This window comes from Bacillus sp. FSL M7-0558 (assembly GCF_038003245.1).
GTDB lineage: Bacteria > Bacillota > Bacilli > Bacillales > Bacillaceae > Bacillus > Bacillus pumilus.
In genome coordinates this window covers 2,068,846-2,093,268 of record NZ_JBBOOU010000001.1, presented here as the reverse complement: position 1 = coordinate 2,093,268, position 24,423 = coordinate 2,068,846, and the positions used below count along the sequence as shown (strand labels likewise).

The window sequence follows — 24,423 nt, the reverse complement described above, 5'->3', positions numbered from 1 at the left end:
TGAAAAGCCATGTATACCGCTTTCTAGACGCTCTTTTTTTCGAAAAAAGTGTATAGAAAGAAGATGAATTGTGAAGAAATGATAACAATCTACTGAATGCATATTTTTGGGAGGAGGTGAAAGGCATGAACAAGACAGAACTTATTAACGCGGTTGCTGAAGCAAGCGAGTTATCTAAAAAAGACGCGACAAAAGCAGTTGATTCTGTTTTTGATACAATTTTAGATGCACTTAAAAATGGTGACAAAATCCAACTTATCGGTTTTGGTAACTTTGAAGTACGTGAGCGTTCAGCTCGTAAAGGACGTAACCCACAAACTGGTGCAGAGATCGAAATCCCTGCAAGCAAAGTACCTGCTTTCAAACCAGGTAAAGCACTTAAAGACGCGGTGGCAGGTAAATAATCGTTATGTGTAATGATCCTATTGCAGGAGTTATACATATACAGTTTCACACTGGTCTAGAAAAGCCCCTTTCATAAGGGGCTTTTCCTTTTGAATCAAAAGGTTCGTTTAGAACGCTCTCCTTTGCTTTTAGGATCTGAAGTGTGCTAGAATCTGATTGAAATGTAATCGCCTTTGGAGGATATAATACATGAGTGAAATAAATAAAGAACTAATCGAACACGCAGTACGCGATATATTAAAAGCCATCGGAGAAGATCCAGATCGTGAAGGACTTCTTGATACCCCTAAACGAGTAGCAAAAATGTATGAAGAAGTGTTCTCGGGATTAAATGAAGATCCAAAAGAACATTTTAAAACCATTTTTGGTGAAGACCACGAAGAACTCGTTCTTGTAAAAGATATTGCTTTCCATTCAATGTGTGAACACCACCTTGTACCTTTTTACGGAAAAGCGCATGTCGCTTATATTCCGCGCGGCGGAAAAGTGACAGGACTTAGCAAACTTGCAAGAGCTGTAGAGGCTGTTGCCAAACGCCCGCAGCTTCAGGAACGCATCACATCAACCATTGCAGATAGTATGGTGGAAACACTCAATCCGCATGGCGTGATGATTGTCGTTGAAGCAGAGCATATGTGTATGACGATGCGCGGAGTGAAAAAGCCAGGCGCAAAAACAGTGACTTCAGCAGTACGCGGTACATTTGCAAATGATGCAGCGGCAAGAGCAGAAGTACTTTCCTTTATTAAAAACGACTAATTCAATAGATAGATGGAAGGTGAACAGATTGAGTGAAAATAAAGCATCTGATTTTGTAGTGATTAAAGCCAATGAAAATGGTGTAAATGTCATCGGCTTAACTAGAGGCTCTGATACAAGATTTCACCATTCCGAAAAGCTCGATAAAGGTGAAGTCATCATTGCACAATTTACTGAGCATACGTCAGCGATCAAAGTAAGAGGCGATGCTGTCATTCAAACAAGCTTCGGGGAAATTCAAAGCGAAGCAAAGAAATAAATACTTGAGTGCACTTGATAGCATAAAAGTGAGAGCTGATATGGTATAATAAATCTCTATACAATGTGCAGGGCTACATATGAAACTGTAATTTTTGGGACAAGGGTGATATCTTTGCAAGACATCTACGGAATTTTATCTAATCTAAATATAAAATTAAATAAAAAGCTTTCTCATCCTTATTTGGCGAAACATTTACGTGCGCCACTCATCGATGAAGATAAGCTCCTTCTTTTTCATGCAATGTTTGATGAAGCTCAAATTGATGCAGAGAAAAAAGAAAATTATATTTTAACGGCGATGCTTGTGCAAATTGCCCTTGATACCCATGACGAAGTCACAACTGCTGCAGCGATCAAACAAGACGAATTCAAAAATCGTCAGCTGACGATCCTGGCAGGAGACTATTTCAGCGGTCTCTATTATTCTCTTCTCTCTGACATGAAAGACATCTACATGATTCGCACGCTCGCAACGGCGATCAAAGAAATCAATGAACATAAAATTAGACTGTATGATCGATCCATTCAAGATGCGGCGCACTTTTACAAAAGTGTAGCAACGGTTGAGTCTGCGTTATTCCAAAGGGTTTCTGAGCATTTTCAATTAACGCATTGGAATGAGATTGCAAGTCGTTTCCTTGTTTATAAGCGTTTCATGAAACAAGCAGAAGATGACAAACATTTAAAACTTTTTTTGAACGATAGCTATACGGACGCCTATACATGTTTTGACAACTTTGAGAATGAAGGCTATGAAAAGGCCAAACGATCCATCAAGGAGCATCTTGTTTCATCTCCGGTCGTTCAAAAAGAGCTATTAAATCGCCTGGATCATATGAAAAATGAACCTGCGTATCATCAGAAAGTGGAAGAAGGGTAAGTCATGCAGCAATCAAAAGAACAGCGAGTACACGGTGTATTTGAAAAAATTTATAAAAACTATGATCAAATGAACTCCGTCATCAGCTTTAAGCAGCATAAAAAGTGGCGCGATAAAACAATGAAACTGATGAATGTTCAAAAAGGAGCCAAAGCATTAGACGTATGCTGCGGAACAGCCGATTGGACCATTGCGCTTGCTGATGCTGTTGGAGACAAAGGCGAAGTCAAAGGCCTTGATTTTAGTAAAAATATGCTGAGTGTTGGAGAAACGAAGGTGAAGACTGGGGGCTACAATCAAATTGAATTGCTTCACGGCAATGCGATGGAGCTTCCTTTTGAGGACAACACATTTGATTATGTCACCATCGGTTTTGGCCTACGGAATGTCCCTGATTACTTAACAGTGCTAAAAGAAATGACAAGAGTCGTGAAGCCTGGTGGAATGGTTGTCTGTCTAGAGACATCACAACCTGAAATGATTGGGTTTAAACAAGGCTACTATGTCTATTTCAAATACATCATGCCGCTCTTTGGTAAACTGTTTGCCAAAAGCTATCAGGAGTATTCATGGCTTCAAGAATCAGCCAAAGCGTTCCCTGGCATGAAAGAACTGGCGGCTCTTTTCGAAGAGGCGGGTCTGTCTGATGTCTCGTATCATCCATTTACAGGCGGTGTAGCAGCAACACATATCGGAAAGAAGCTTTGAATAAACGATATTTGGGTGAAAATAATGAAACTAAAAGCAATGATCTCTTTTTTAAATCATGATATCGATATTATTGAAAAAGAGCTTGAACAAACAGTTCGCTCTGATTATGCATTATTAAGTGAAGCGGGTCTTCATTTGCTGCAAGCGGGCGGAAAACGAATCCGCCCCGTTTTTGTTCTCCTTTCAGGCATGTTTGGCGACTATGACATTAATAAAATTAAATATGTTGCCGTTGCGCTTGAGCTCATTCATATGGCATCGCTCGTTCACGATGATGTTATTGATGATGCAGAGCTGAGAAGAGGCAAGCCAACGATTAAGGCAAAATGGGACAATCGAATTGCCATGTACACAGGAGATTATATGTTTGCAAGATCTCTTGAGTACATGACAAAGATCAATCACCCAATGGCGCATGAAATTTTGTCAAAGATGGTCGTCGAGCTCTGTCTTGGTGAAATCGAGCAAGTGAAAGACAAATACAATATGGATCAAAACCTACGTACATATTTAAGAAGAATCAAACGAAAAACAGCCTTGCTCATTGCAGGCAGCTGTCAGTTAGGTGCGATAGCAGCAGGTACAGATGAGAAAACACATAAAGCCCTTTACTGGTTTGGCTACTATGTCGGTATGTCCTATCAGATCATTGATGATGTGCTTGATTTCACATCAACTGAAGAAGAGCTTGGTAAGCCTGTTGGAGGAGACCTTTTACAAGGAAATGTCACACTCCCGGTCTTATATGCACTGAAGAATCCTACACTCGAAGGACAATTAAAGCTGATTAATAGTGAAACAACGGAAACCCAGCTAAAACCTGTGATTGAACACCTCAAACAAACAGATGCGATCGACCGCTCGATTCGAGTGAGTGAAATGTATTTGAAAAAGGCATTCGAACAGCTAGACAAACTTCCTCGAGGACGAGCGAAAACGTCACTCGCTTCCATTGCCAAATATATTGGAAAACGAAAATTCTAATCAACATATTGTTGATTGGTTTTTTTGTGAAATTTTTTGTCAAAAATTGATTATTATATAAAAAAATGATACGATCACTTTGTAACAATGTAAGCCTATACATACATAAACGACGGGGTGGAGAACGTATATGGACAAAACATTTCTTATGGTCAAACCTGATGGTGTGGAAAGACAATTAATCGGTGAAATTGTGTCAAGATTCGAAAAAAAAGGGCTTCAGCTTGTTGGTGCAAAACTAATGAGCATTCCAAAAGAAGTAGCAGAAACACATTACGGAGAGCATAAAGAAAAACCATTCTTCGGGGAATTGGTTGACTTTATTACGTCAGGACCAGTATTTGCAATGGTATGGCAAGGTGAGCAGGTAGTAGATGTCACAAGACAGATTATCGGCAAAACAAACCCGAAGGAAGCGCTTCCGGGTACAATAAGAGGAGACTATGGATTGACGGTTGGAAAAAACATTATCCATGGCTCAGACTCACCAGAAAGTGCTGAAAGAGAAATCAACTTATTCTTCAAACAAGAAGAACTCACAAACTGGGATCAAACCATCTCAAGCTGGATTTATTAAAATTCAAGCCAAGGTGTTCATCAAATGAGCACCTTGGCTTTTTTATATGAATATTTCTACACGAAATTTCGCATGAGAAGATACAAATTTTCGATAAAAACAGCTATACTAGGACAAAGATAGATGAGACAGGAGAGGACTTTGATGGATCAATATCAAGTGTTTGTCGGAAAATGGAAAAAACTAACCGGGGTGGATCTGAATTTATATAAAGAAGCACAAATGAAACGAAGATTAACGTCACTATATGATAAAAAAGGATATAGAGATTTTGAAGCGTTCGCGTCTGCCCTTGAAAAGGATAGAGCACTATTAGACGAGACGATGGATCGAATGACGATCAATGTGTCAGAATTTTACCGAAACTATCAGCGCTGGGAAGTGCTTGATCAAAAAATTCTTCCGCTGCTTTTGAAAAACAGCGGGACCCTAAAAATATGGAGTGCAGCATGTTCGACAGGAGAGGAGCCGTATACACTCTCAATGCTGCTATCAAGCCATCCGCTTGTGAAGGACTTCCAAATTATTGCAACTGATATTGATGATAAAGTGCTGCAATCAGCTCAAAAAGGAAAATATCATGAACGATCACTGCAAGAGGTACCAGATCAAATCAAGCAAAAATATTTCACAAAAGAAGATTCTTCATTTTACACTGTGAAGGATGAGGTGCGAAAGCACATTCAATTTAAAAAACACAACCTTTTAGCAGACCCTTATGAAAAACAGCTTGATCTTATCGTGTGCCGAAATGTCCTTATCTACTTTACAGAAGAGGCAAAAGAAGAGATTTACAGGAAAATGAGCAGCAGTTTAAAACCAAATGGCGTATTATTTGTTGGTTCAACTGAACAAATTTTTCATCCAGAAAAGTTTGGACTCACATCAGCTGATACTTTCTTTTATCAAAAGAAGGGGTTGTAGCTGACTTTTTAGTAGTAAGTGTGTTATCATAGTTTTACTTAAAAGCGTTAATGCGATGAAGGGAGATCAAGTCATGAGATACTTAACAGCAGGTGAATCACATGGTCCACAATTGACCACAATTATTGAAGGCGTTCCAGCGGGACTTTACATAGAGCAGGATGACATCAACTATGAATTGGCTAGAAGACAAAAAGGTCACGGCCGCGGCAGAAGAATGCAGATTGAAAAAGACCAAGCGAAAGTGTTAAGTGGTGTTCGTCACGGGAAAACATTAGGTTCTCCTATTGCACTTGTCGTTGAAAACAACGACTGGAAGCATTGGACAAAAGTGATGGGGGCAGAGCCGATCACAGAAGAAGAAGAGAGTGAAATGAAGCGTCAAATTTCACGCCCTAGACCAGGACATGCGGATTTAAATGGTGCGATTAAATATGGACATCGTGATATGCGAAATGTATTAGAGCGTTCATCAGCCCGTGAGACAACCGTGCGCGTAGCAGCAGGCGCAGTCGCTAAACAAATCTTGGCTCATTTAGGAATCAAGGTAGCTGGCCACGTTCTTGAAATTGGCGGAGTGAAAGCAGCTCAAACGGCATATGAATCAATTGAAGATTTGCAAAAGGTAACGGAAGAGTCACCTGTTCGCTGCTACGACAGTGAAGCAGGTCAAAAAATGATGGATGCCATTGATGAAGCGAAGAAAAACGGTGATTCAATTGGCGGAATTGTGGAAGTCATCGTTGAAGGAATGCCGGTTGGAGTCGGAAGCTATGTTCACTATGACCGCAAATTAGACAGCAAGCTTGCAGGTGCTGTTCTGAGTATCAATGCTTTTAAAGGGGTCGAATTTGGTATCGGCTTCGAGGCGGCTTCTAAAAATGGTAGTGAGGTCCATGATGAAATCATCTGGGATGAAGAAAAAGGCTATACGAGAAAAACAAATCGCTTAGGTGGTCTTGAAGGCGGAATGTCAACTGGTATGCCAATTGTCGTAAGAGGGGTCATGAAACCAATCCCAACGCTTTACAAACCGCTTCAAAGCGTTGACATTGAAACAAAAGAACCTTTCTCTGCAAGCATTGAGCGTTCTGACAGCTGTGCTGTTCCTGCCGCAAGTGTTGTCGCAGAAGCAGTCGTGGCTTGGGAAATCGCCAATGCTGTAGTGGAGCAGTTTGGCCTTGATCAAATTGACCGCATTAAAGAAAATGTTGACAAAATGCGCCAGCTTCAGAGGGAATTTTAATGAAAACACTGGAAGTTAAGACGTCTTCAGCCACTTATCCTGTATACATCGGTGATGGGATTAAACGCAATATCGTCGACTTGATGACTTCCACGGGGCATTCCTATACGAAGCTCTTAATCGTGACAGATACAGCGGTTGATGCCATTTACGGTGATGAAATGGTTCGATTACTTAAGCAGAAGTGGTCTGTGCATAAAGTGGTTGTGCCAAGCGGAGAGCAGTCGAAATCTTTTGCTGAGTTTGAGCATATTCATACGAAGGCCATTCAGTTTCAGCTGGATCGCTCCTCGTGCATCATTGCGCTTGGAGGCGGCGTAATTGGCGATTTGGCTGGCTTTGTTGCTGCTAGTTATATGAGAGGCATTGATTTTATTCAAGTTCCGACGACACTACTGGCACATGACAGTGCAGTTGGCGGGAAAACGGGGATTAACCACCCGCTCGGTAAAAATTTAATTGGTGCCTTTCATCAGCCGAAAGCCGTGATCTATGATACGAGCATGCTTGAGACACTATCTCAAACTGAAATGAGGTCAGGCTTTGCTGAGGTCATCAAACATGCCCTCATTTCAAGTGAAGACTTTTTATCAGAACTGATGTCTATTCGTTCTTTGGCGGAATGTTCAAAGAGCGAGCTGGCACATATACTGTATCAAGGGATTAAGGTCAAAGCGTCGATTGTTCAAAAAGACGAAAGAGAACAAGGCGTGCGTGCATTTTTGAATTTAGGTCATACACTTGGGCATGCCATTGAAGCAGAGTATGGATACGGCGTTATTACGCACGGAGATGCTATTGCAATCGGCATGCAGTTTGCGCTATATGTGAGCGAAAAGAAGCTGGGACTCAGCCTCAATCGGACGGAACTAAAAGAGTGGATGAAAGAACTCGGATTTCCGGTACAAGTCACTCAAGATATTTCCACGAAAACATTTGTTGACCGGATGATTGGTGATAAAAAGGCAAGAGGTGGAACCGTTCAATTTGTTTTATTAAAACAGGTTGGAGATGCTGTCTTGCAGTCTTTCACAAAAAATGATCTGCATCAATGGCTCGAAGAATGGAAACGGGAGGAGGGATGTCTATGATGTTTCGCGGGATACGTGGGGCTACAACAGTGAAAGAAGATACAGAAACAGAAGTATTAAACAAAACGAAACAGCTGCTAGAAGCGATTATTTCAAGAAATCAAGTAGATCCAGAACGTGTCGTGCAGATCTTAATTTCAGCTACACAAGATATTCACTCCGTTTTTCCGGCAAAAGCCCTTCGTCAGTTTGAAGGGTGGACGTATGTGCCTGTTACTTGTATGCAGGAGCTGGACATTCAAGGCGGTTTAAAACATTGTATTCGTGTGTTAATGACGGTCCAAACAGACACAAAGCAGGAAGATGTGCAGCATGTGTACTTAGAAGAAGCTGTGACGCTTCGCCCTGATTTACAGTTGACAAAAAACAAGGAATTATAATACGATATGAACAGCCGAAGTTTACACACAGGTGTAAACGGCATTGCAAGTTTAGAGAAGATGAGAATGAGACTAGGGTAGTTGAGATGAGTAGAGTTGAGCAGAGATACGATACGTCTATTTCATCATACTGCCTAAAAGAGCACCCCTCTTTTAGGCTTATTTCGTATACTCATACAAACCCTCTATATGTCCCCTCATTCTCCTTAATCCCATTTAAGGAGTGTGCTTATGAATTCCCAATCAAATTTGACCCGATTTTTAAGGGACAGCGAGTCCCACAAAACGATCCCGATTGTTGAAACCATTACAGTTGATACGCTCTCACCGATTCAAATTGTCGAAAAACTCAAGGCAGATATTGTGTATCTACTAGAAAGCAAAGATGAGTCTTCTAGCTGGTCGAGATATTCCTTCATCGGATTACATCCTTTTTTAACCTTACATGATGATCAAAACGAATATATTGCACGTGACGCGGCAGGGCAAGAGGTCATGAAAAAGCAAGAACTGAAAGACTTATTAGACTGGATGAAAGAGCAATATCAAATCAAGACACCAGACGTTGACATCCCGTTTACAGGCGGGGCAGTTGGGTACTTAAGTTACGATCTTATTCCAAGCATTGAACCATCTGTCAGACCGCATCTAAGCGCACCAACGACAGACAATTGTACTCTATTTGTCTGCCAAACGATGATTGCCTTTGATCATGAAACGAATCATGTTCATTTTATCCAATACACCCAGCTAACCGGAAATGAAACAGAAGACGAAAAAATACGAGCTTACAAAGAAAATCAAAAGCGGCTTGAACAGATGATTCACAAGCTCCACACAAAGATTGATATGAAAGAACTGATTTTATCAGGGAATATGAACGAATCACCGTCCTTTGAACATGTGACATCAACCTATGAAAAAACACAATTTCTAAAGGACGTAGAAAAAATCAAAGAATACATTCGAGCGGGTGATATTTTTCAAGGCGTACTCTCACAGCGCTTTGATATCCCAGTGTCAGTGAGTTCATTTGAATTATACCGTGTGCTTCGCATTGTGAATCCATCTCCATACATGTATTTTATGAAATTAAAAGACCGTGATTTAGTCGGAAGCTCACCAGAACGATTAATTCATGCCAAAAATAGGCACCTAGAAATTCATCCTATTGCAGGCACTAGAAAAAGAGGAGCAACAAAAGAAGAGGACGCCGCACTGGCAAGAGAGCTGCTAGAAGATGAGAAAGAAAAAGCAGAACATTACATGTTAGTAGATCTAGCCAGAAATGATGTTGGCCGCGTAGCAGAATACGGCAGCGTGTCCGTACCGACCTTTACAAAAGTTGTGAACTTTTCACATGTCATGCACATCATCTCCATTGTGACAGGGAAGCTAAAGCAGGATACACACCCAGTTGATGCACTCATGTCCGCGTTTCCAGCAGGCACATTAACAGGGGCACCGAAAATAAGAGCGATGCAATTATTAAATGAAATGGAGCCTGAGCCAAGGGAAACGTATGGCGGCTGTATTGCCTATATTGGGTTCGACGGCAATATCGACTCTTGTATTACCATTCGTACCATGAGCGTCAAAAATCAGATCGCTTCCATACAAGCAGGCGCTGGCATTGTCGCAGATTCTGTGCCAGAAAATGAATGGGAAGAGACATGTAACAAGGCAGGAGCGCTTCTGAGGGCCATTCAGCTTGCTGAACATATTTTTTCAGAAAAGGAGAGTGTGCAGGATGAATCAGCGACTATCAGCTCTTGTTAACGGAGGCTTCCTATCAGAAAATGAAGCACATAGACTAATGCATGATATGATGAGCGGCTCTTTAACAGATGCTGAAGTCGCTGCAAGTCTATCGATTTTAGCGCATAGAGGAGAAACCGCTGAAGAAATGACAGGCTTCGTGAGGGCCATGCGGCAAAAAGCAGAACCAGCGGAAAGATCGCTTGATGTCGTTGACACATGCGGCACAGGAGGCGATGGACTCTCCACATTTAATATATCAACTGCAGCTGCTATTGTAGCTTCCGCCGCTGGTGCTAAAATCGCAAAACACGGAAATCGCTCAGTCTCTTCAAAAAGCGGAAGTGCCGACGTGCTAGAGTGTCTTGGGATTCACATTCAATCTACTCCAGAAGAAACAAGAAGACAAATACAAGAGAAAAACATGGGCTTTTTATTTGCACCACTGTACCATTCATCTATGAAACAAGTAGCAGCAGTCCGCAAGCAGCTAGGCTTCCGGACGGTATTTAATCTATTAGGACCGCTTTGCCACCCGATGCAAGCCAAAAAGCAAATCATCGGTGTGTATGCAAAGGAAAAGGCAAAATTAATGGCGGAAGCCCTTGCCCCATTAGAGCCGGAGCATGTCCTGTTTGTATGCGGTGAAGACGGGCTGGATGAACTAACGATTACAGCCAATTCATATGTGATTGAACTCAAAAAAGGTGCCATGACAGAATATACGCTAAACCCAGAAGACTTTGGACTGGAAAAAGGATACTTATCAGATATTCAGGTCCAATCACCGGAAGAGAGCGCGAAATTGATTCAGAATATATTGAATCATCAAACAGGAGGGGCGCCGCTTCATATTACAGCTCTGAATGCCGGGGCGGCTTTATATGTCGCGGGCAAGTCAGAAAGCCTCATGGCAGGAACATTAAAAGCATTAGAAACGATTAAAAACGGAGCAGCCAAAGAACAATTGGCTCGTTTAAAACAAAAAACGAAAGAGGAAGAGATCTATGCTTAATCAAATCATTGCACGTAAAAAAGAACATATCCAAACGTTGCAGTTACCTGTGGATGGACACTTTGAAAGACGATCATTTAAAGAAGCACTCATGAACCCTCACCGCTCGATTGGGCTGATTGCTGAGGTGAAAAAGGCTTCTCCTTCCAAAGGAATCATTCAGCCAAATTTTGATCCTCTGCAAACAGCAAAAGCCTACGAAAAATCGAATGCTGATTGCTTATCAGTCTTAACAGATGAACCATTTTTTCAAGGGAAGAACGAGTATCTTTCCTTAATTAAAGAAAAAGTCGCACGTCCAATTTTAAGAAAAGACTTTATCATCGATTCCATACAAATAGAAGAGTCAAGACGTATCGGTGCAGATGCCATTTTATTAATTGGAGAAGTACTTGAACCGCAACAGCTTCATGAATTCTATGCTGAAGCGAAGGAAAAAGGACTAGATATTCTTGTCGAAGTTCATGCAGCAGATACACTGGAACATATCTTAAACCTATTCACCCCCGAAATCATTGGCGTGAATAACCGAAATTTAAAGACATTTAAAACAACAGTTGAGCAAACTAAAGAGATTGCACCACTTGTTCCAAAGGATGTCTTACTAGTAAGTGAAAGCGGTATTCAGACATTTGATGATCTGACCTTTGTCAAAAAACATGGAGCGAGTGCTGTCCTTGTAGGTGAATCATTAATGAGAGAACCTTCACAAGAAAAAGCCGTTCAGACGTTATTTGGAGAATGAGCACGATGAAGCCTTTTTTAAAATATTGCGGGGCAGTCTCACTAGAAGATGTAGAATGCATTGCGCAATCTCAAGCAGATGCGATCGGATTTATTTTTGCTCCAAGTAAAAGGCAAGTCGATCCAGATCAAGTGAAACAATGGCTCACCGATTCGCAGTGCAGGAAAAAGATTACTGGTGTATTTGTAAATGAAAAAATCCAAAAAGTGTGTGACATCACAAAGCATATTCCTTTAGATATTGTGCAGCTACATGGAGATGAAACAAGAGAGGATGCAAAAAAAATAAAACAACAAACAGGGGCGATAGTGTGGAAAGTCTTTCATCACGATCCCGATATAAAAGAAACACTTGATCAGATGACGGCATTTGCGCCGTTTGTCGATGGTTTTCTCATTGATGCGAAAGTAAAAGGGATGAGAGGCGGTTCTGGCACAGCTTTTACATGGGAAGCGGTACCTGTATACATTCAGCAGGCAAAACGACTGGAGAAAACATGCATCATTGCAGGTGGAATTACACCAGAAACGCTGCCAGAGCTTCTTGCCTATAGCCCAAAAGCGATTGATCTTTCAAGCGGCATAGAAGAAAACGGGAAGAAAAGCAGCGCTAAGATCAAAGCGCTCGAAGAAAGGATGTTAAACGAATGTACGCATATCCAAATGAGCTTGGCAGATATGGAGAATTCGGAGGGAAATTTGTTCCCGAGACGCTCATGCAGCCACTCAAAGAAATAGAACAAGCATTTAACGAATTAAAAGAAGACCCAGCCTTTAAGCAAGAATATCTTTCTCTATTGCAAAACTATTCAGGCAGACCGACTGCGCTGACATATGCTGATCAGTTATCTGCATACCTCGGCGGCGCAAAAATCTATTTAAAAAGAGAAGATTTAAACCATACAGGTGCTCATAAGATCAACAATGCACTTGGTCAGGCACTGCTTGCAAAAAAAATGGGGAAATCAAACATCATCGCAGAAACAGGCGCTGGACAGCACGGAGTAGCAGCTGCAACGGTGGCCGCCAAGTTTGGATTATCGTGCACGGTATTTATGGGAAAAGAGGATGTGGAGAGACAATCTCTCAATGTATTCCGAATGAAGCTCCTTGGCGCTGAAGTCATACCTGTCACAAGCGGAAACGGCACATTAAAAGATGCAACGACCGAAGCGATTCGTTACTGGGTCCAGCACTGTAGTGATCATTTCTATATGATCGGTTCAGTTGTAGGACCTCATCCATATCCCCAAATCGTCAGTGAGTTCCAGCGGATGATTGGTGATGAAGCAAAAGAGCAGATGCTGAAAAAAGAAGGCAGGCTCCCTCATAAAGTCATTGCTTGTGTCGGCGGCGGAAGTAATGCTATTGGATTGTACCGAGCGTTTTTGGATGATGAGATTGATTTGATTGGTGTAGAAGCGGCTGGAAAAGGAATCGATACGCCGCTTCATGCAGCAACCATTACGAAGGGGACAAAAGGGGTCATTCATGGATCTTTGACCTATTTAATCCAAGACGAATTTGGCCAGATTATTGAGCCCTATTCCATTTCAGCTGGTCTAGATTATCCCGGGATCGGACCAGAGCACGCATATTTACATGCGAGCGGACGCGTTCAATATGTGAGTGCTACAGATCAAGAAGCACTGGATGCACTAAAACTGCTGACAGAAAAGGAAGGAATTCTGCCAGCGATTGAATCAGCACACGCTTTAGCCAAGGCGTTTGAGATGAGCAGGACGATGAGTGAAGATGAAATCATCCTTGTCTGCCTGTCAGGAAGAGGAGATAAGGATGTGCATACATTAATGAATGTGCTTGAAAGTGAGGGCAAAACCAAATGATCACATTTCAATTAGAGGAAGACGAGAAATTATTCATCCCATTTATTACAGCAGGGGATCCGTCAGAAGAAATCACGATCGATTTAGCTTTGTCCCTTCAAGCAGCCGGTGCACATGCGATTGAGCTAGGTGTTCCTTATTCCGATCCGCTAGCAGACGGTCCTGTCATTCAAAGAGCCTCCAAAAGAGCTCTAAATCATGGCATGAATATCGTAAAAGCGATAGAATTAGCAGGGAAGATGAAAAAAAACGGTGTAAAAATTCCTGTAATTCTATTTACGTATTATAATCCTGTGTTACAATTAGACACAGAATACTTTTTCGCTTTACTGCGCAAAAATCATATTTCGGGACTCTTAACACCCGACTTGCCTTTTGAAGAAAGCAGTGAGCTGCAAAAGAACTGTCAAACATATGACATTTCATATATTTCGCTCGTTGCACCAACCAGTAAGGAACGATTAGTAAATATAGTAGAGCAGGCAGAAGGTTTTGTGTATTGTGTTTCATCTCTTGGTGTAACAGGTGTCAGACAAACCTTTGACGAATCGATTACTGATTTTATTCAACAAGTGAAACAGCTGAGTCACATACCGGTTGCGGTCGGTTTTGGTATCTCAACAAGAGAGCAGGTAGACGCAATGAATAAACTGAGTGACGGCGTCGTTGTAGGCAGTGCACTTGTAAAAAAAATTGAAGAACTTCAGGATCAATTGTTAGCAAGTGATACTCGTCAAGACGCTTTAAGAGAGTTTGAAACCTATGCAAAAACATTTAGTCCCCTCTATTCATTCAAATGAGGTGAAACTTTTGCAAATCAAAGATCAATTAAAACAACTAAAACCGTATCAACCTGGGAAACCAATTGAAGAGGTCAAAAAAGAATATCAATTAGACAAAATTGTGAAATTGGCTTCAAATGAAAACCCTTTTGGATGTTCCGCTCATGCAAGAGAGGCGATACAAGCTGAGCTTGAACATTTAGCGATCTATCCAGATGGATACAGCGCAAGTTTAAGAACAGAGCTCGCTGAGTTTCTTCAAGTAAATGAAAAACAATTAATATTCGGGAATGGCTCAGATGAACTTGTGCAAATTATTGCTAGGGCATTCCTTGACCAACATACAAATACCGTCATCCCAGCTCCGTCTTTTCCGCAATATCGTCACAATGCGATCATTGAGCGGGCAGAGATTCGAGAGGTGCCGCTTTTAGATGGAGGAGCTCACGATCTGAAGGGCATGCTGGATGCGATTGATGAGAACACGAAGGTCGTCTGGGTATGCAACCCGAATAACCCGACGGGAAATCATTTGTCAGAATCTGAGCTTGTGGCGTTTTTAGATCAAGTACCAGCTCATGTGCTTGTAGTACTAGATGAAGCATATGTCGAATACGTTCGTGCGGAAGACTTTCCGAACAGCTTATCTTTATTACACAACTATCAAAATGTTATCGTACTCCGTACGTTTTCTAAAGCGTATGGACTGGCCGCGCTTCGAGTAGGCTATGGCATTGCATCAGAAGAGTTGATTACTGCGATTGAACCAGCGAGAGAGCCGTTTAATACGAGTCGTATCGCTCAGGCAGCAGCTCGTGCAGCGATAAAAGATCAGGACTTCATTCAATCATGCAGACAAAAAAATGAAGCAGGTCTCAAGCAATATCAAGAATTTGCTGACCGTTTTGGACTATTTATTTATCCGTCTCAAACAAACTTCGTGCTGATTGATTTTAAAAGAGATGCAGATGAATTATTCAATGCATTATTGAAAAAAGGCTACATTGTTCGTTCTGGTAAAGCACTTGGTTTTCCAACGTCTTTACGTATTACGGTCGGAACAATGGAGCAAAATGCAGAAATTCTAAGTACACTTGCTGATTTAATGCAAGGCATTCGAGCGTAGCATAACCATAAAGTCATATCCTTTTACAGGATATGGCTTTCATTGTACCAACCTCATACATATAAGCTGTTGAAATGGCTTTTTTAATTTTCGCGAAAAAACAGGTGATGAACATGAATGATGCAAATGAAACAATATTAATCGCTGGACTTGGTTTAATTGGAGGTTCCATCGCACTGTCGATTAAAAAAGAGTATCCTCATAAAAAAATTGTTGGATACGATGTGTCCAAAGAACAAATGGTTGCAGCAACAAAGCTGGGTATCATTGATTTAGCAGCTGATTCATTTGCGGCAGGTTTGGCTGAATCTGCGACTATTATTTTGGCAACACCAGTTCAGCAAACAGTCAAGATGCTTCGTGATATTGCAAACTCTGGAATTGAGAGAGAGCTTACAATTACCGATGTTGGCAGCACAAAGCAAAAGGTTGTCCATTTTGCTGAAAAAACGCTTCCTAAGCACTATCAATTTATTGGTGGACATCCAATGGCAGGCTCTCACAAGTCAGGTGTTATAGCAGCGAAAGACTTTTTATTTGAAAATGCGTTCTACATTTTAACGCCGGCAAAGGAAACAAACCGCGAGGCTGTTGATCGTTTGAAGGACTTGTTAAAAGGTACAAATGCTCATTTTATTGAGATGACCCCAGAAGAACATGATGGTGTAACAAGTGTGATTAGTCATTTCCCTCATATTGTTGCAGCCAGCCTTGTGCATCAAGCACATCATTTTGAAGAACAATTCCCACTTGTCAAACGGTTTGCTGCTGGAGGCTTTCGTGACATTACACGTATTGCGTCAAGCAACCCTGCAATGTGGCGAGATATCCTTCTGCACAACAAAAACAAGATTTTAGACCGGTTCCATGAATGGAAAAAAGAGATCGATCGCATTGAGACCTTTGTACAGCAAGAAGACGCTGAAGGCTTGTTCTCTTATTTTCAAGAGGCAAAGGAATATCGTGATGGACTTCCTCTGAGGAAAAAAGGTGCCATTCCTGCTTTTTATGACCTTTATGTGGATGTTCCAGATCACCCTGGAGTCATTTCGGAGATTACAGGACATTTAGCAAATGAGAGCATCAGTATTACGAATATCCGTATTATTGAAACGCGGGAAGACATTAATGGGATTTTACGCATTAGTTTTCAAACAGAAGACGACCGTAAACGTGCAGAGATCTGTATAAAAAATAGAGCGAATTACGATACATTTTATGCTGACTGAGGTGACAAATATGAAAATTCATAAACATGCTCCTATGAATGGAGTCATTCATATTCCAGGTGATAAATCCATTTCTCATAGATCAGTGATGTTTGGTGCAATTGCTGATGGGACGACAGTGGTGAAAAACTTTCTCCCTGGAGCCGATTGTTTAAGTACGATTGATTGTTTTAGAAAAATGGGCGTTGAAATTGAACAAAAAGGGACAGATGTTGTGATCCGTGGGAAGGGACTGAAAGAGCTCAAGGAGCCGTCTGACGTCCTCGATGTCGGGAATTCTGGTACAACCATTCGATTAATGATGGGAATATTAGCTGGTTGTGAGTTTCACAGTACACTGATCGGTGATGAGAGTATTGCTAAAAGACCAATGCAGCGAGTAACAGGTCCACTTAAACAACTAGGAGCGAAAATAGATGGCAGAGCAAACGGCGAGTATACGCCGCTTTCTATTCGTGGCGGCCATTTAAAAGGTGTCTCATATGAGTCTCCGGTGGCAAGCGCCCAAATTAAGTCCGCTGTCCTTTTAGCAGGTCTTCAAGCAGAAGGAACAACAACATTAACTGAACCGCATAAATCAAGAGATCATACAGAAAGAATGCTCTCTATGTTTGGTGTGAAACTAGACGAAGATGAACAAAGTGTTTCTATTGAAGGTGGTCAAACATTAAAAGCAACAGATATATTTGTTCCTGGAGACATCTCCTCAGCTGCATTTTTCCTTGTTGCTGGATCTATTGTTCCTAACAGCCAAATTGTTTTAAAAAATGTCGGGCTAAACAAAACAAGAACGGGTATTATTGATGTTCTGAAACAAATGGGTGCGAATCTTGAGATCAATGAAGTAGATGCAAAAGGCGGAGAGCCATATGGAGATTTAACGATCTCTACCTCTTCATTAAAAGGCATCGAAATTTCTGGTGATATGATTTCAAGACTTATCGACGAGATTCCAATTATAGCGCTTCTAGCGACACAAGCAGAGGGAACAACGATCATTAAAGATGCTGCTGAGTTAAAAGTAAAAGAGACCAATCGAATTGATACAGTCGTGTCAGAACTTAAAAAACTCGGTGCTGATATTGAAGCAACAGATGATGGTATGAAGATTCATGGTAAAACCACGCTTCAAGGCGGCGCAGCCGTGTCAAGCTACGGAGATCACCGAATTGGTATGATGCTAGGGATTGCTGCTTGCATCACAAAGCAAGCGGTTGAGATTGAAGATACAGATGCTGTACGCGTCTCATACCCGAATTTCTTTGAACACATTGAATACTTAACCAAAACAGTCTGAGGATGTCCTCAGGCTTTTTCTTTCCTTATGCATATTTGTAAGGAATATAGCATAGCTTGTCTCAAGATGAAACCTGGAAAAAAATCATTTTATCTGATCAAAAAATGAATTTCAGGTGTTTTCAGTTTACAAAACTTCCGTTTCGTAAAGGATAAAATGAAAACCAGTCTTTAAAACACAAAAATGGGTTCATTTTAAAAGTGCAACATATTTGCTGGATGAGTACCTGTCGATTATGATATGAAGTAACAATAGTTTAGGTTTTTGGAAAACAGAAAGGAACGGTTTGATTTGAATAGTTCATTACAAGAAGCCATAAAATTAGTTGAGGCGGGTGAGACTGAAAAAGGACTTCAAACACTTGCTCAGGCAGAAAAGCATTTGCATGATGAAGAAAAGGCGCAGGCAGCTCAGTTATATTATGATTGGGGAGATATCGATAAAGCGAGAAATCTCATCAGTGATTTACATGATTTATATCCAGAGGAAACGGGGTTAACATGTTTTTATGCAGAACTGCTGATTGACTCTGATGAAGAAGAAAAGGCGATTTCGGTATTAGAGACGATTCCTGAGGATGATGATGCCTATCCAGAGAGCCTACTGTTAATGGCAGATTTGTATCAAATGCAAGGACTATTTGAAGTCAGTGAACAAAAGCTCTTAAAAGCAAAAGAGCTGCTGCCAAATGAAGCCATTATTGATTTTGCGTTAGGTGAATTGTATTTTTCGCAAGGTCTTTCAAAGAAAGCGGCCGACTATTTCTACAAGGTCGCAGATCAACAACATGAGGTTGGCGGCGTCAATGTTTATCAGAGGCTCGCTGAATCACTCAGCACAGCTGGAGAATTCGAAGATGCGCTTGAATGGTACGAAAAGGCAGTGAAAGATCAAACAGATCCGAATACACTTTTTGGCTACGGATTTACAGCGATGAGGGCTGGACGAACGAAAACAGCCATTCAGCAGCTTTCAGAACTAAAAGATATTGATCCATCTTATTCGTCTCTATATATGCCTTTAGCGAAAAGTTATGAGGAAGAAGGACTATATCACGAGGCTTTAGAGGTAGTAAAAGAGGGTATTAAAATTGATGAGTATAACAAAGAATTATATTTATATGGTGCAAAGATTGACTTGAAAAATGGGGATTCAGAAGATGCGAAAAAGCTGCTTCAAGAAGCACTTGCTCTTGATCCGGGATATATTGAAGCGGTCCAAACATTGCTCGCGATCTATTTAAATGAAGAGCTTTTTGATGAAATTCTGGATGTCATAAAAGAGGTTAAAAGCTTTGGGGAAGATGATCCAAAATGGAATTGGTATGCTGCATCTGCATCTGTTGGACGAGAAGAATACAAAGAAGCAGCTGAGTACTTCAAGCTGGCTCTGCCTGATTTTGATGAGGAACGTGACTTTTTATATGAATACGCATCGTTCCTTTTAGAAGAAGGCAGACAAAAAGAAGCATTGCCGCTATTACGTAAAGTTCTTCAGAAAGATGGCACGAATGAAGAAATCGAAGAAACGATTTTAAGAATTGAAGACGAAATTTCCTTATAGTTTGCAGGAATGAAGAACTGGTTTGTTGAATAATTCATGTATAGCAATTTAATTTACGATAGAGGAGGGAATAACATGCAGACCCCTGTTTCTGTCAATGAAAAGAAGGAATTCATCCGGTGGTTTTTAAACCATTATCAGTTAAAGCGAAGAGAGTGCGTTTGGATATTAAATTATTTAATGAGTCACGACTCTTTGATGGAAAAGGTTCATTTTGTAGAGCAAGCAGAATTTTGCCCAAGGGGAATCATTATGTCAACACACTGTGTGGATGAAGTTCCCTTTAGATTTTATAAAGAGAATATCATGACGACAGATGCTGAAAAGTCATTTCATGATATTCGTTTGAATAAACAGCAAGATTTGTTTATTCAATTGAATTTCCGTTCTGCTTATCGTTCGCCGGAATATGCAGCTGTGCTTGAAACAAATCCTCATATTCCAAAGGATCTTTATGAGAATGAAAAAGATAAGGATCTTGCAGAGAAAGTGCTTGAACACTCGATCGCAACTTTCCAAAAAGAACGGCTTATGAAAGAGATAGATGAAGCACTTGACCGTCATGATCAAGAAACATTTAATAAGTTAGCAAGAGAATTAAGCCTATTGTCATAAACTGAACGAATAAGCCTTGCCCTATCCAGGCAGGGCTTATGTCATGAAAGAGGGGAAATTGATGAAGTTTCAAGCGGAGGATGCAGATCGCTTTTTGCAATCTAGAGATTACATTGATACCGCTATCATTCCATTAGTTGGAATAGATGTGAATCAAATCAAACAAACCGTATCTTTAGGGGAGTTTACCATTCTTGTAACAGAGGAACTTGAAAGACAGCTGAAAGGGCGGGTCTTTCTTTTTCCACCACATACATATGTAGAAGCCAATGACCGAAAACTAGAAGACATCTTCACGATGAAGCAGTCGCTAGAAGATCATTTTCAGCATGTTGTGTTGATCTCATCTGATCACCAATGGAAAGAGCATGCGGCGGTTAGTGAATCACTATTTTTGTTAAAGCCGGTTCCGCTCGAGCATTTAAAGGTAGAATTAAAGCAAAAAATTGTTCAAGACAGTGTAGAACAAATTTTGAACTTTTTGTTACAAAAGTGGAACCCTTCATAAAAACCCTTACATTTGCATTGTACATAGCTTTTTAGGATGTTGACCTTGTGAATAGATTGATATATTATGAGGGTGTCCTAGTTTTATGAAATTTTTTCTAATTCAGTTATAAAGTAGCTGACGACCTGAGGGGGGGAGAAAAAAATGAGCGAGAAGAGACATGGAGTGTCCAGGCGTCAATTTTTGAATTACACGTTGACCGGCGTGGGGGGATTTATGGCCGCTGGAATGCTCATGCCTATGGTTCGCTTTGCGCTTGACCCTGTGCTAAAAGGAACAGAGGATCAGGATATGGTTCAAGTTGTCAGTGTAGATGAACTGACGAAGGAACCGAAGCGCTTTGACTTTAAAATTGATCAAGTAGATGCATGGTATGAGTCAAAGGAATCTAGGTCAGCATGGGTGTACAAAGAAGGGGATGAAATTGTCGCTTTATCGCCTATCTGTAAACATTTAGGCTGTACAGTGAACTGGAACAGTGATCCGAAAAATCCAAACAAATTTTTCTGTCCATGCCACTATGGGCTGTACGACAAGGATGGTACAAACGTACCCGGAACTCCGCCACTTGCACCGCTTGATCATTATAAGCAGCAAGTGAAGGACGGATACCTCTATCTTGGAAAAGCTGTGCCGAAAGGGGAAGGGTAACGATGCTTAACAAGATTTATGATTGGGTAGATGAGCGGCTAGACATTACACCAATATGGAGAGATATTGCGGATCATGAGGTGCCAGAGCATGTCAATCCAGCACATCATTTCTCCGCTTTTGTGTACTGTTTTGGCGGTTTAACGTTTTTTGTGACAGTCATTCAAGTCCTTTCGGGCATGTTTTTAACGATGTATTACGTGCCGGATATTAAAAACGCCTGGGAATCTGTCTATTATTTACAAAATGAAGTGGCATTTGGTCAGATTGTCAGAGGGATGCACCACTGGGGTGCGAGTTTAGTTATTGTCATGATGTTTTTACATACGCTAAGGGTCTTTTTCCAAGGGGCGTATAAAAAGCCTAGAGAGCTCAACTGGATTGTTGGTGTGCTCATTTTCTTTGTGATGCTTGGACTTGGTTTTACAGGTTATCTCTTGCCATGGGATATGAAGGCGCTATTTGCAACGAAGGTTGGTCTTCAAATTGCAGAAGCGACGCCTTTCATTGGTAAAGAGATCAAAACGCTGCTTGCAGGTCATCCTGACATTGTAGGGGCACAAACGCTGACGAGATTTTTCGCTATCCATGTCTTTTTCTTGCCAGCGGCATTATTTGGGCTGATGGCTGCCCACTTTATTATGATTCGTAAGCAAGGAATTTCTGGACCGCTATAAAAAATTTGCGTTTGATGAATGTTCAATGAGGAGGGGATGACTTTGCATAGGGGAAAAGGGATGAAGTTTGTCGGAGACTCTAGAATTCCGGCAGAAAGAAAACCTAACATACCTAAAGACTATTCCGAATATCCGGGAAAAACAGAAGCCTTTTGGCCGAACTTTCTTTTAAAGGAATGGCTTGTAGGTGCCGTTTTTTTAATTGGATTTCTTGTCCTAACTGTGGTTCATGCACCTCCGCTTGAGCGGATGGCTGATCCAACAGATACCGGCTATATTCCGCTGCCAGACTGGTATTTCTTATTCTTGTACCAGTTATTAAAATATGAATTTGCTGCAGGTGGCTATACGGTAGTTGGTGCGATGATTATGCCCGGGATTGCGTTTGGTGCACTGTTGCTCGCACCATTTCTTGATTCTGGTCCTGAACGCAGACCGTATAGAAGACCGGTTGCAGTGGGGATGATGATCCTTGCAGTCGGCGCAGCAACATATTTAACGTGGGAGTCTGTTGCTACTCATGATTGGGAAGCAGCGGCAAAGCAAGGTGAAATTAAGAAAGAAGCAGAGATTGATACCTCAGCGGAAGAGTATAAAATTTATCAGGAGCAGACATGTATCTCCTGTCATGGGGATAACATGCAGGGCGGAGCAGCCGGACCGTCACTTGTTGACAATGGTCTTGCACCTGAGGAGATTGCTAAAATCGCTGTTGAAGGTAAAGGCAACATGCCTAAGGGTATCTTTAAAGGCAGCGATGAAGAACTTGAAAAGCTGTCTAAATATTTATCTGAGGTCAAATCTAAATAATTCAGTTGTTTAAATGCAAGTACAAGGATATACTCAAAAGAGAAAAAGCTGGCGCTGTCAGCTTTTTTCTGATTTTAATAGATCGTGAGTGAAGAGACGTATGAGATGGATTCAATATCTGCTAGCCACGCGCTATATGCTTGTGCTAGTCTTGATGATCAATTTCCTTGGCACTGTGTACGGCTACTATTGGTATATTCCACAGCTTGTAGAGACGCCGGCTATCTTTTTAGCTTTTGTTCCAGACAGTCCAACGGCAAGCTTTTTCTTTTTATTTGTTCTACTTGCGTTTTTGATGAAACGAAACGCTCCTTATTTTGAAGCACTTGCCCTCGTGACCTTAATGAAGTACGGGTTATGGGCTGTAGGAATGAATATCTTTGTCCTTTTATCTGTGGATGATTTTCCGTGGGAAGGGTACATGCTGATTGGGTCCCACTTTGCGATGGCGGTTCAAGCCGTATTGTTTGCACCGTATTATCGTTTTAAAATGCGTCATTTGGTGGTAGCTGGCATATGGATTTTACATAATGATGTGATTGATTATGTATTTGGTATGATGCCGCGTTATTCTATGCTGTCTGCCTATACAAACGAGATCGGCTACGTCACGTTTTGGTTAAGCATTGCCGTTCTTCTTGTTTCGTATTATTTCGTCCTATCGAAAAAATCGGTCAAGCTCGAACTCCCTTAACAATATTGGTCTAACCTTGTCCTTTTCTTCATACGCTGTATGGAGAAGGGCTAGGAGGGACTTGCATGAAACGAAAGCCAATCGCGATGATTCTATTATTTTTTCTCGTATTACAGCCATCTGTTGCCAAAGGCGAGGAAACAGCCGCTAGTGTGCTGCAAGAATTAACGGAACTATCAGATTCAATCTTTCAATTAACGAGACAAGCTAAATATGATGAGGCGTTACAGGTCGCATTGTATGTTGAAAAGACATTTAAAGCTGAGAATTGGCGCGGAACGCTGACAAATACGCAGATTCGGCAAATTACAGTTGGCTATCAAGATATCATAAAAGGGCTGCCGCAGGAAGAATTGAATGAGCGCGAAAAGCTTCGTTATGCCTCTCAGTTTAGAATGCTGCTCGATGCGATCCAGTCAGACTCTGAGCCACTTTGGGGTTCGCTGGAGAAGCCCATTATGGGGTCTTTTCCTACGTTGAAAAAAGAAGTGAAGGATCCGGAATCAACAACGTTTTATGAAACTTGGAATGAGCTGGTTTCTTTATACGATATGATCTATCCGAGTTTAACCATTGATGTTTCGCCTGAAAAGCTGCAAACGATTAAGCAGCATATGGAAGTGATTGAGCAAGGTGAATTTTTAAAAGCATCAAGTGGGACAAAGCTTGAGCGCCTCACGAAGCTTGAAGAGGATTTATCGAGTGTATTTTCCCTCGTTGATCAAGATGAGGCTGACCCATCGCTTTTATGGGTCATTTTAACAACGGGAAGCATCATTTTATTAACGTTAACGTATGTTGGATTTCGGAAATACCGTGCTGAAAAAGAGAAGAAGCAAAAGCGACAAGCTGATTATCCGAAATCATAAAAAAGAAGCACCATTTTTGG

The 24,423-nt window shown here is 41.2% G+C and carries 28 protein-coding genes; all 28 read left to right on the top strand.

The genetic code is table 11. The features are described from left to right. Window positions 1-125 precede the first annotated feature (125 nt). Entirely contained in the window at window positions 126-404 is a 279-nt protein-coding gene (gene hbs / locus MHB79_RS10400) for a non-specific DNA-binding protein Hbs (protein WP_003215863.1), read from the top strand. 190 nt (window positions 405-594) lie between these two features. After that, the gene (gene folE, locus MHB79_RS10395) at window positions 595-1,164 is read left to right on the top strand and encodes a GTP cyclohydrolase I FolE (protein WP_003215789.1); all 570 of its coding nucleotides are present in this window, start codon (window positions 595-597) and stop codon (window positions 1,162-1,164) included. A gap of 28 nt (window positions 1,165-1,192) precedes the next feature. Further along, window positions 1,193-1,423 (top strand): trp RNA-binding attenuation protein MtrB, encoded by a 231-nt coding sequence (gene mtrB / locus MHB79_RS10390; protein WP_003216082.1) that lies wholly within the window; start codon window positions 1,193-1,195, stop codon window positions 1,421-1,423. A gap of 114 nt (window positions 1,424-1,537) precedes the next feature. Then, complete coding sequence (locus tag MHB79_RS10385; protein ID WP_003215666.1) at window positions 1,538-2,305, top strand: heptaprenyl diphosphate synthase component 1; 768 nt, start codon at window positions 1,538-1,540, stop codon at window positions 2,303-2,305. A gap of 3 nt (window positions 2,306-2,308) precedes the next feature. After that, a complete protein-coding gene (locus MHB79_RS10380; RefSeq protein WP_003215527.1) occupies window positions 2,309-3,013 on the top strand; it encodes a demethylmenaquinone methyltransferase in 705 nt (234 codons plus the stop codon). A gap of 24 nt (window positions 3,014-3,037) precedes the next feature. Next, window positions 3,038-4,000: a heptaprenyl diphosphate synthase component II gene (gene hepT, locus MHB79_RS10375; protein ID WP_003215649.1), complete on the top strand. Its 963-nt coding sequence runs from the start codon at window positions 3,038-3,040 to the stop codon at window positions 3,998-4,000. Window positions 4,001-4,130: 130 nt separating this feature from the next. Next, a complete protein-coding gene (gene ndk, locus MHB79_RS10370; RefSeq protein WP_003216015.1) occupies window positions 4,131-4,577 on the top strand; it encodes a nucleoside-diphosphate kinase in 447 nt (148 codons plus the stop codon). 144 nt (window positions 4,578-4,721) lie between these two features. After that, window positions 4,722-5,501, top strand: a complete 780-nt coding sequence (locus MHB79_RS10365; RefSeq protein WP_050943841.1) for a CheR family methyltransferase — start codon at window positions 4,722-4,724, stop codon at window positions 5,499-5,501. Between the two features lie 73 nt (window positions 5,502-5,574). Continuing rightward, window positions 5,575-6,747: a chorismate synthase gene (gene aroC, locus MHB79_RS10360; RefSeq protein WP_050943842.1), complete on the top strand. Its 1,173-nt coding sequence runs from the start codon at window positions 5,575-5,577 to the stop codon at window positions 6,745-6,747. Beyond that, on the top strand, window positions 6,747-7,838 hold the full coding sequence (gene aroB / locus MHB79_RS10355) for a 3-dehydroquinate synthase (RefSeq protein ID WP_340989691.1): 1,092 nt from the start codon (window positions 6,747-6,749) through the stop codon (window positions 7,836-7,838). Before aroC ends, aroB begins: the two co-directional genes overlap by 1 nt. After that, complete coding sequence (aroH, locus tag MHB79_RS10350) at window positions 7,835-8,218, top strand: chorismate mutase (protein ID WP_058014812.1); 384 nt, start codon at window positions 7,835-7,837, stop codon at window positions 8,216-8,218. Before aroB ends, aroH begins: the two co-directional genes overlap by 4 nt. Before the next feature lie 231 nt (window positions 8,219-8,449). Further along, on the top strand, window positions 8,450-9,997 hold the full coding sequence (gene trpE / locus MHB79_RS10345) for an anthranilate synthase component I (RefSeq protein ID WP_050943844.1): 1,548 nt from the start codon (window positions 8,450-8,452) through the stop codon (window positions 9,995-9,997). Next, entirely contained in the window at window positions 9,969-10,991 is a 1,023-nt protein-coding gene (gene trpD, locus MHB79_RS10340; protein WP_003215742.1) for an anthranilate phosphoribosyltransferase, read from the top strand. Before trpE ends, trpD begins: the two co-directional genes overlap by 29 nt. After that, the gene (gene trpC / locus MHB79_RS10335; protein WP_137055038.1) at window positions 10,984-11,736 is read left to right on the top strand and encodes an indole-3-glycerol phosphate synthase TrpC; all 753 of its coding nucleotides are present in this window, start codon (window positions 10,984-10,986) and stop codon (window positions 11,734-11,736) included. The genes trpD and trpC overlap by 8 nt, the downstream gene beginning before the upstream one ends. 5 nt (window positions 11,737-11,741) lie before the next feature. Beyond that, on the top strand, window positions 11,742-12,473 hold the full coding sequence (locus MHB79_RS10330) for a phosphoribosylanthranilate isomerase (protein WP_445661253.1): 732 nt from the start codon (window positions 11,742-11,744) through the stop codon (window positions 12,471-12,473). After that, entirely contained in the window at window positions 12,383-13,582 is a 1,200-nt protein-coding gene (gene trpB / locus MHB79_RS10325) for a tryptophan synthase subunit beta (protein ID WP_340989684.1), read from the top strand. The genes MHB79_RS10330 and trpB overlap by 91 nt, the downstream gene beginning before the upstream one ends. Next, complete coding sequence (gene trpA / locus MHB79_RS10320; protein WP_340989682.1) at window positions 13,579-14,382, top strand: tryptophan synthase subunit alpha; 804 nt, start codon at window positions 13,579-13,581, stop codon at window positions 14,380-14,382. Before trpB ends, trpA begins: the two co-directional genes overlap by 4 nt. A 10-nt stretch (window positions 14,383-14,392) precedes the next feature. Then, window positions 14,393-15,490, top strand: coding sequence for a histidinol-phosphate transaminase (hisC, locus tag MHB79_RS10315; RefSeq protein WP_003215818.1), 1,098 nt, complete (start codon window positions 14,393-14,395; stop codon window positions 15,488-15,490). Window positions 15,491-15,603: 113 nt separating this feature from the next. Continuing rightward, a complete protein-coding gene (locus MHB79_RS10310) occupies window positions 15,604-16,719 on the top strand; it encodes a prephenate dehydrogenase (RefSeq protein WP_310426097.1) in 1,116 nt (371 codons plus the stop codon). 10 nt (window positions 16,720-16,729) lie between these two features. Further along, a complete protein-coding gene (gene aroA, locus MHB79_RS10305) occupies window positions 16,730-18,016 on the top strand; it encodes a 3-phosphoshikimate 1-carboxyvinyltransferase (RefSeq protein WP_050943850.1) in 1,287 nt (428 codons plus the stop codon). Window positions 18,017-18,307: 291 nt separating this feature from the next. After that, window positions 18,308-19,579, top strand: coding sequence for a tetratricopeptide repeat protein (locus tag MHB79_RS10300; protein ID WP_034620428.1), 1,272 nt, complete (start codon window positions 18,308-18,310; stop codon window positions 19,577-19,579). A gap of 75 nt (window positions 19,580-19,654) precedes the next feature. Further along, window positions 19,655-20,194: a ReoY family proteolytic degradation factor gene (locus MHB79_RS10295; RefSeq protein WP_003215573.1), complete on the top strand. Its 540-nt coding sequence runs from the start codon at window positions 19,655-19,657 to the stop codon at window positions 20,192-20,194. 61 nt (window positions 20,195-20,255) lie between these two features. Further along, window positions 20,256-20,702: a YpiF family protein gene (locus MHB79_RS10290; RefSeq protein ID WP_044141115.1), complete on the top strand. Its 447-nt coding sequence runs from the start codon at window positions 20,256-20,258 to the stop codon at window positions 20,700-20,702. A 144-nt stretch (window positions 20,703-20,846) separates the two neighbouring features. Continuing rightward, window positions 20,847-21,353 (top strand): ubiquinol-cytochrome c reductase iron-sulfur subunit, encoded by a 507-nt coding sequence (locus MHB79_RS10285; RefSeq protein WP_007500911.1) that lies wholly within the window; start codon window positions 20,847-20,849, stop codon window positions 21,351-21,353. A 2-nt stretch (window positions 21,354-21,355) separates the two neighbouring features. Then, window positions 21,356-22,030, top strand: a complete 675-nt coding sequence (gene qcrB, locus MHB79_RS10280) for a menaquinol-cytochrome c reductase cytochrome b subunit (RefSeq protein ID WP_003215804.1) — start codon at window positions 21,356-21,358, stop codon at window positions 22,028-22,030. A 42-nt stretch (window positions 22,031-22,072) separates the two neighbouring features. After that, entirely contained in the window at window positions 22,073-22,840 is a 768-nt protein-coding gene (locus MHB79_RS10275) for a menaquinol-cytochrome c reductase cytochrome b/c subunit (RefSeq protein WP_003215888.1), read from the top strand. 100 nt (window positions 22,841-22,940) lie between these two features. Then, a complete protein-coding gene (locus tag MHB79_RS10270; RefSeq protein ID WP_113387110.1) occupies window positions 22,941-23,534 on the top strand; it encodes a DUF1405 domain-containing protein in 594 nt (197 codons plus the stop codon). 65 nt (window positions 23,535-23,599) lie between these two features. Continuing rightward, the gene (ypjB, locus tag MHB79_RS10265) at window positions 23,600-24,403 is read left to right on the top strand and encodes a sporulation protein YpjB (RefSeq protein WP_310024821.1); all 804 of its coding nucleotides are present in this window, start codon (window positions 23,600-23,602) and stop codon (window positions 24,401-24,403) included. The last annotated feature ends 20 nt before the right edge of the window (window positions 24,404-24,423 follow it).

What these genes read in the sequence shown, in the direction of transcription:
- hbs (WP_003215863.1), top strand. Translation starts at nt 126, where the DNA reads ATGAACAAGACAGAACTTATTAACGCGGTTGCTGAAGCAAGCGAGTTA.
- folE (WP_003215789.1), top strand. Translation starts at nt 595, where the DNA reads ATGAGTGAAATAAATAAAGAACTAATCGAACACGCAGTACGCGATATA.
- MHB79_RS10380 (WP_003215527.1), top strand. Translation starts at nt 2,309, where the DNA reads ATGCAGCAATCAAAAGAACAGCGAGTACACGGTGTATTTGAAAAAATT.
- hepT (WP_003215649.1), top strand. Translation starts at nt 3,038, where the DNA reads ATGAAACTAAAAGCAATGATCTCTTTTTTAAATCATGATATCGATATT.
- ndk (WP_003216015.1), top strand. Translation starts at nt 4,131, where the DNA reads ATGGACAAAACATTTCTTATGGTCAAACCTGATGGTGTGGAAAGACAA.
- MHB79_RS10365 (WP_050943841.1), top strand. Translation starts at nt 4,722, where the DNA reads ATGGATCAATATCAAGTGTTTGTCGGAAAATGGAAAAAACTAACCGGG.
- aroC (WP_050943842.1), top strand. Translation starts at nt 5,575, where the DNA reads ATGAGATACTTAACAGCAGGTGAATCACATGGTCCACAATTGACCACA.
- aroB (WP_340989691.1), top strand. Translation starts at nt 6,747, where the DNA reads ATGAAAACACTGGAAGTTAAGACGTCTTCAGCCACTTATCCTGTATAC.
- aroH (WP_058014812.1), top strand. Translation starts at nt 7,835, where the DNA reads ATGATGTTTCGCGGGATACGTGGGGCTACAACAGTGAAAGAAGATACA.
- trpE (WP_050943844.1), top strand. Translation starts at nt 8,450, where the DNA reads ATGAATTCCCAATCAAATTTGACCCGATTTTTAAGGGACAGCGAGTCC.
- trpD (WP_003215742.1), top strand. Translation starts at nt 9,969, where the DNA reads ATGAATCAGCGACTATCAGCTCTTGTTAACGGAGGCTTCCTATCAGAA.
- trpC (WP_137055038.1), top strand. Translation starts at nt 10,984, where the DNA reads ATGCTTAATCAAATCATTGCACGTAAAAAAGAACATATCCAAACGTTG.
- MHB79_RS10330 (WP_445661253.1), top strand. Translation starts at nt 11,742, where the DNA reads ATGAAGCCTTTTTTAAAATATTGCGGGGCAGTCTCACTAGAAGATGTA.
- trpB (WP_340989684.1), top strand. Translation starts at nt 12,383, where the DNA reads ATGTACGCATATCCAAATGAGCTTGGCAGATATGGAGAATTCGGAGGG.
- trpA (WP_340989682.1), top strand. Translation starts at nt 13,579, where the DNA reads ATGATCACATTTCAATTAGAGGAAGACGAGAAATTATTCATCCCATTT.
- MHB79_RS10310 (WP_310426097.1), top strand. Translation starts at nt 15,604, where the DNA reads ATGAATGATGCAAATGAAACAATATTAATCGCTGGACTTGGTTTAATT.
- aroA (WP_050943850.1), top strand. Translation starts at nt 16,730, where the DNA reads ATGAAAATTCATAAACATGCTCCTATGAATGGAGTCATTCATATTCCA.
- MHB79_RS10295 (WP_003215573.1), top strand. Translation starts at nt 19,655, where the DNA reads ATGCAGACCCCTGTTTCTGTCAATGAAAAGAAGGAATTCATCCGGTGG.
- MHB79_RS10290 (WP_044141115.1), top strand. Translation starts at nt 20,256, where the DNA reads ATGAAGTTTCAAGCGGAGGATGCAGATCGCTTTTTGCAATCTAGAGAT.
- MHB79_RS10285 (WP_007500911.1), top strand. Translation starts at nt 20,847, where the DNA reads ATGAGCGAGAAGAGACATGGAGTGTCCAGGCGTCAATTTTTGAATTAC.
- qcrB (WP_003215804.1), top strand. Translation starts at nt 21,356, where the DNA reads ATGCTTAACAAGATTTATGATTGGGTAGATGAGCGGCTAGACATTACA.
- MHB79_RS10270 (WP_113387110.1), top strand. Translation starts at nt 22,941, where the DNA reads ATGAGATGGATTCAATATCTGCTAGCCACGCGCTATATGCTTGTGCTA.
- ypjB (WP_310024821.1), top strand. Translation starts at nt 23,600, where the DNA reads ATGAAACGAAAGCCAATCGCGATGATTCTATTATTTTTTCTCGTATTA.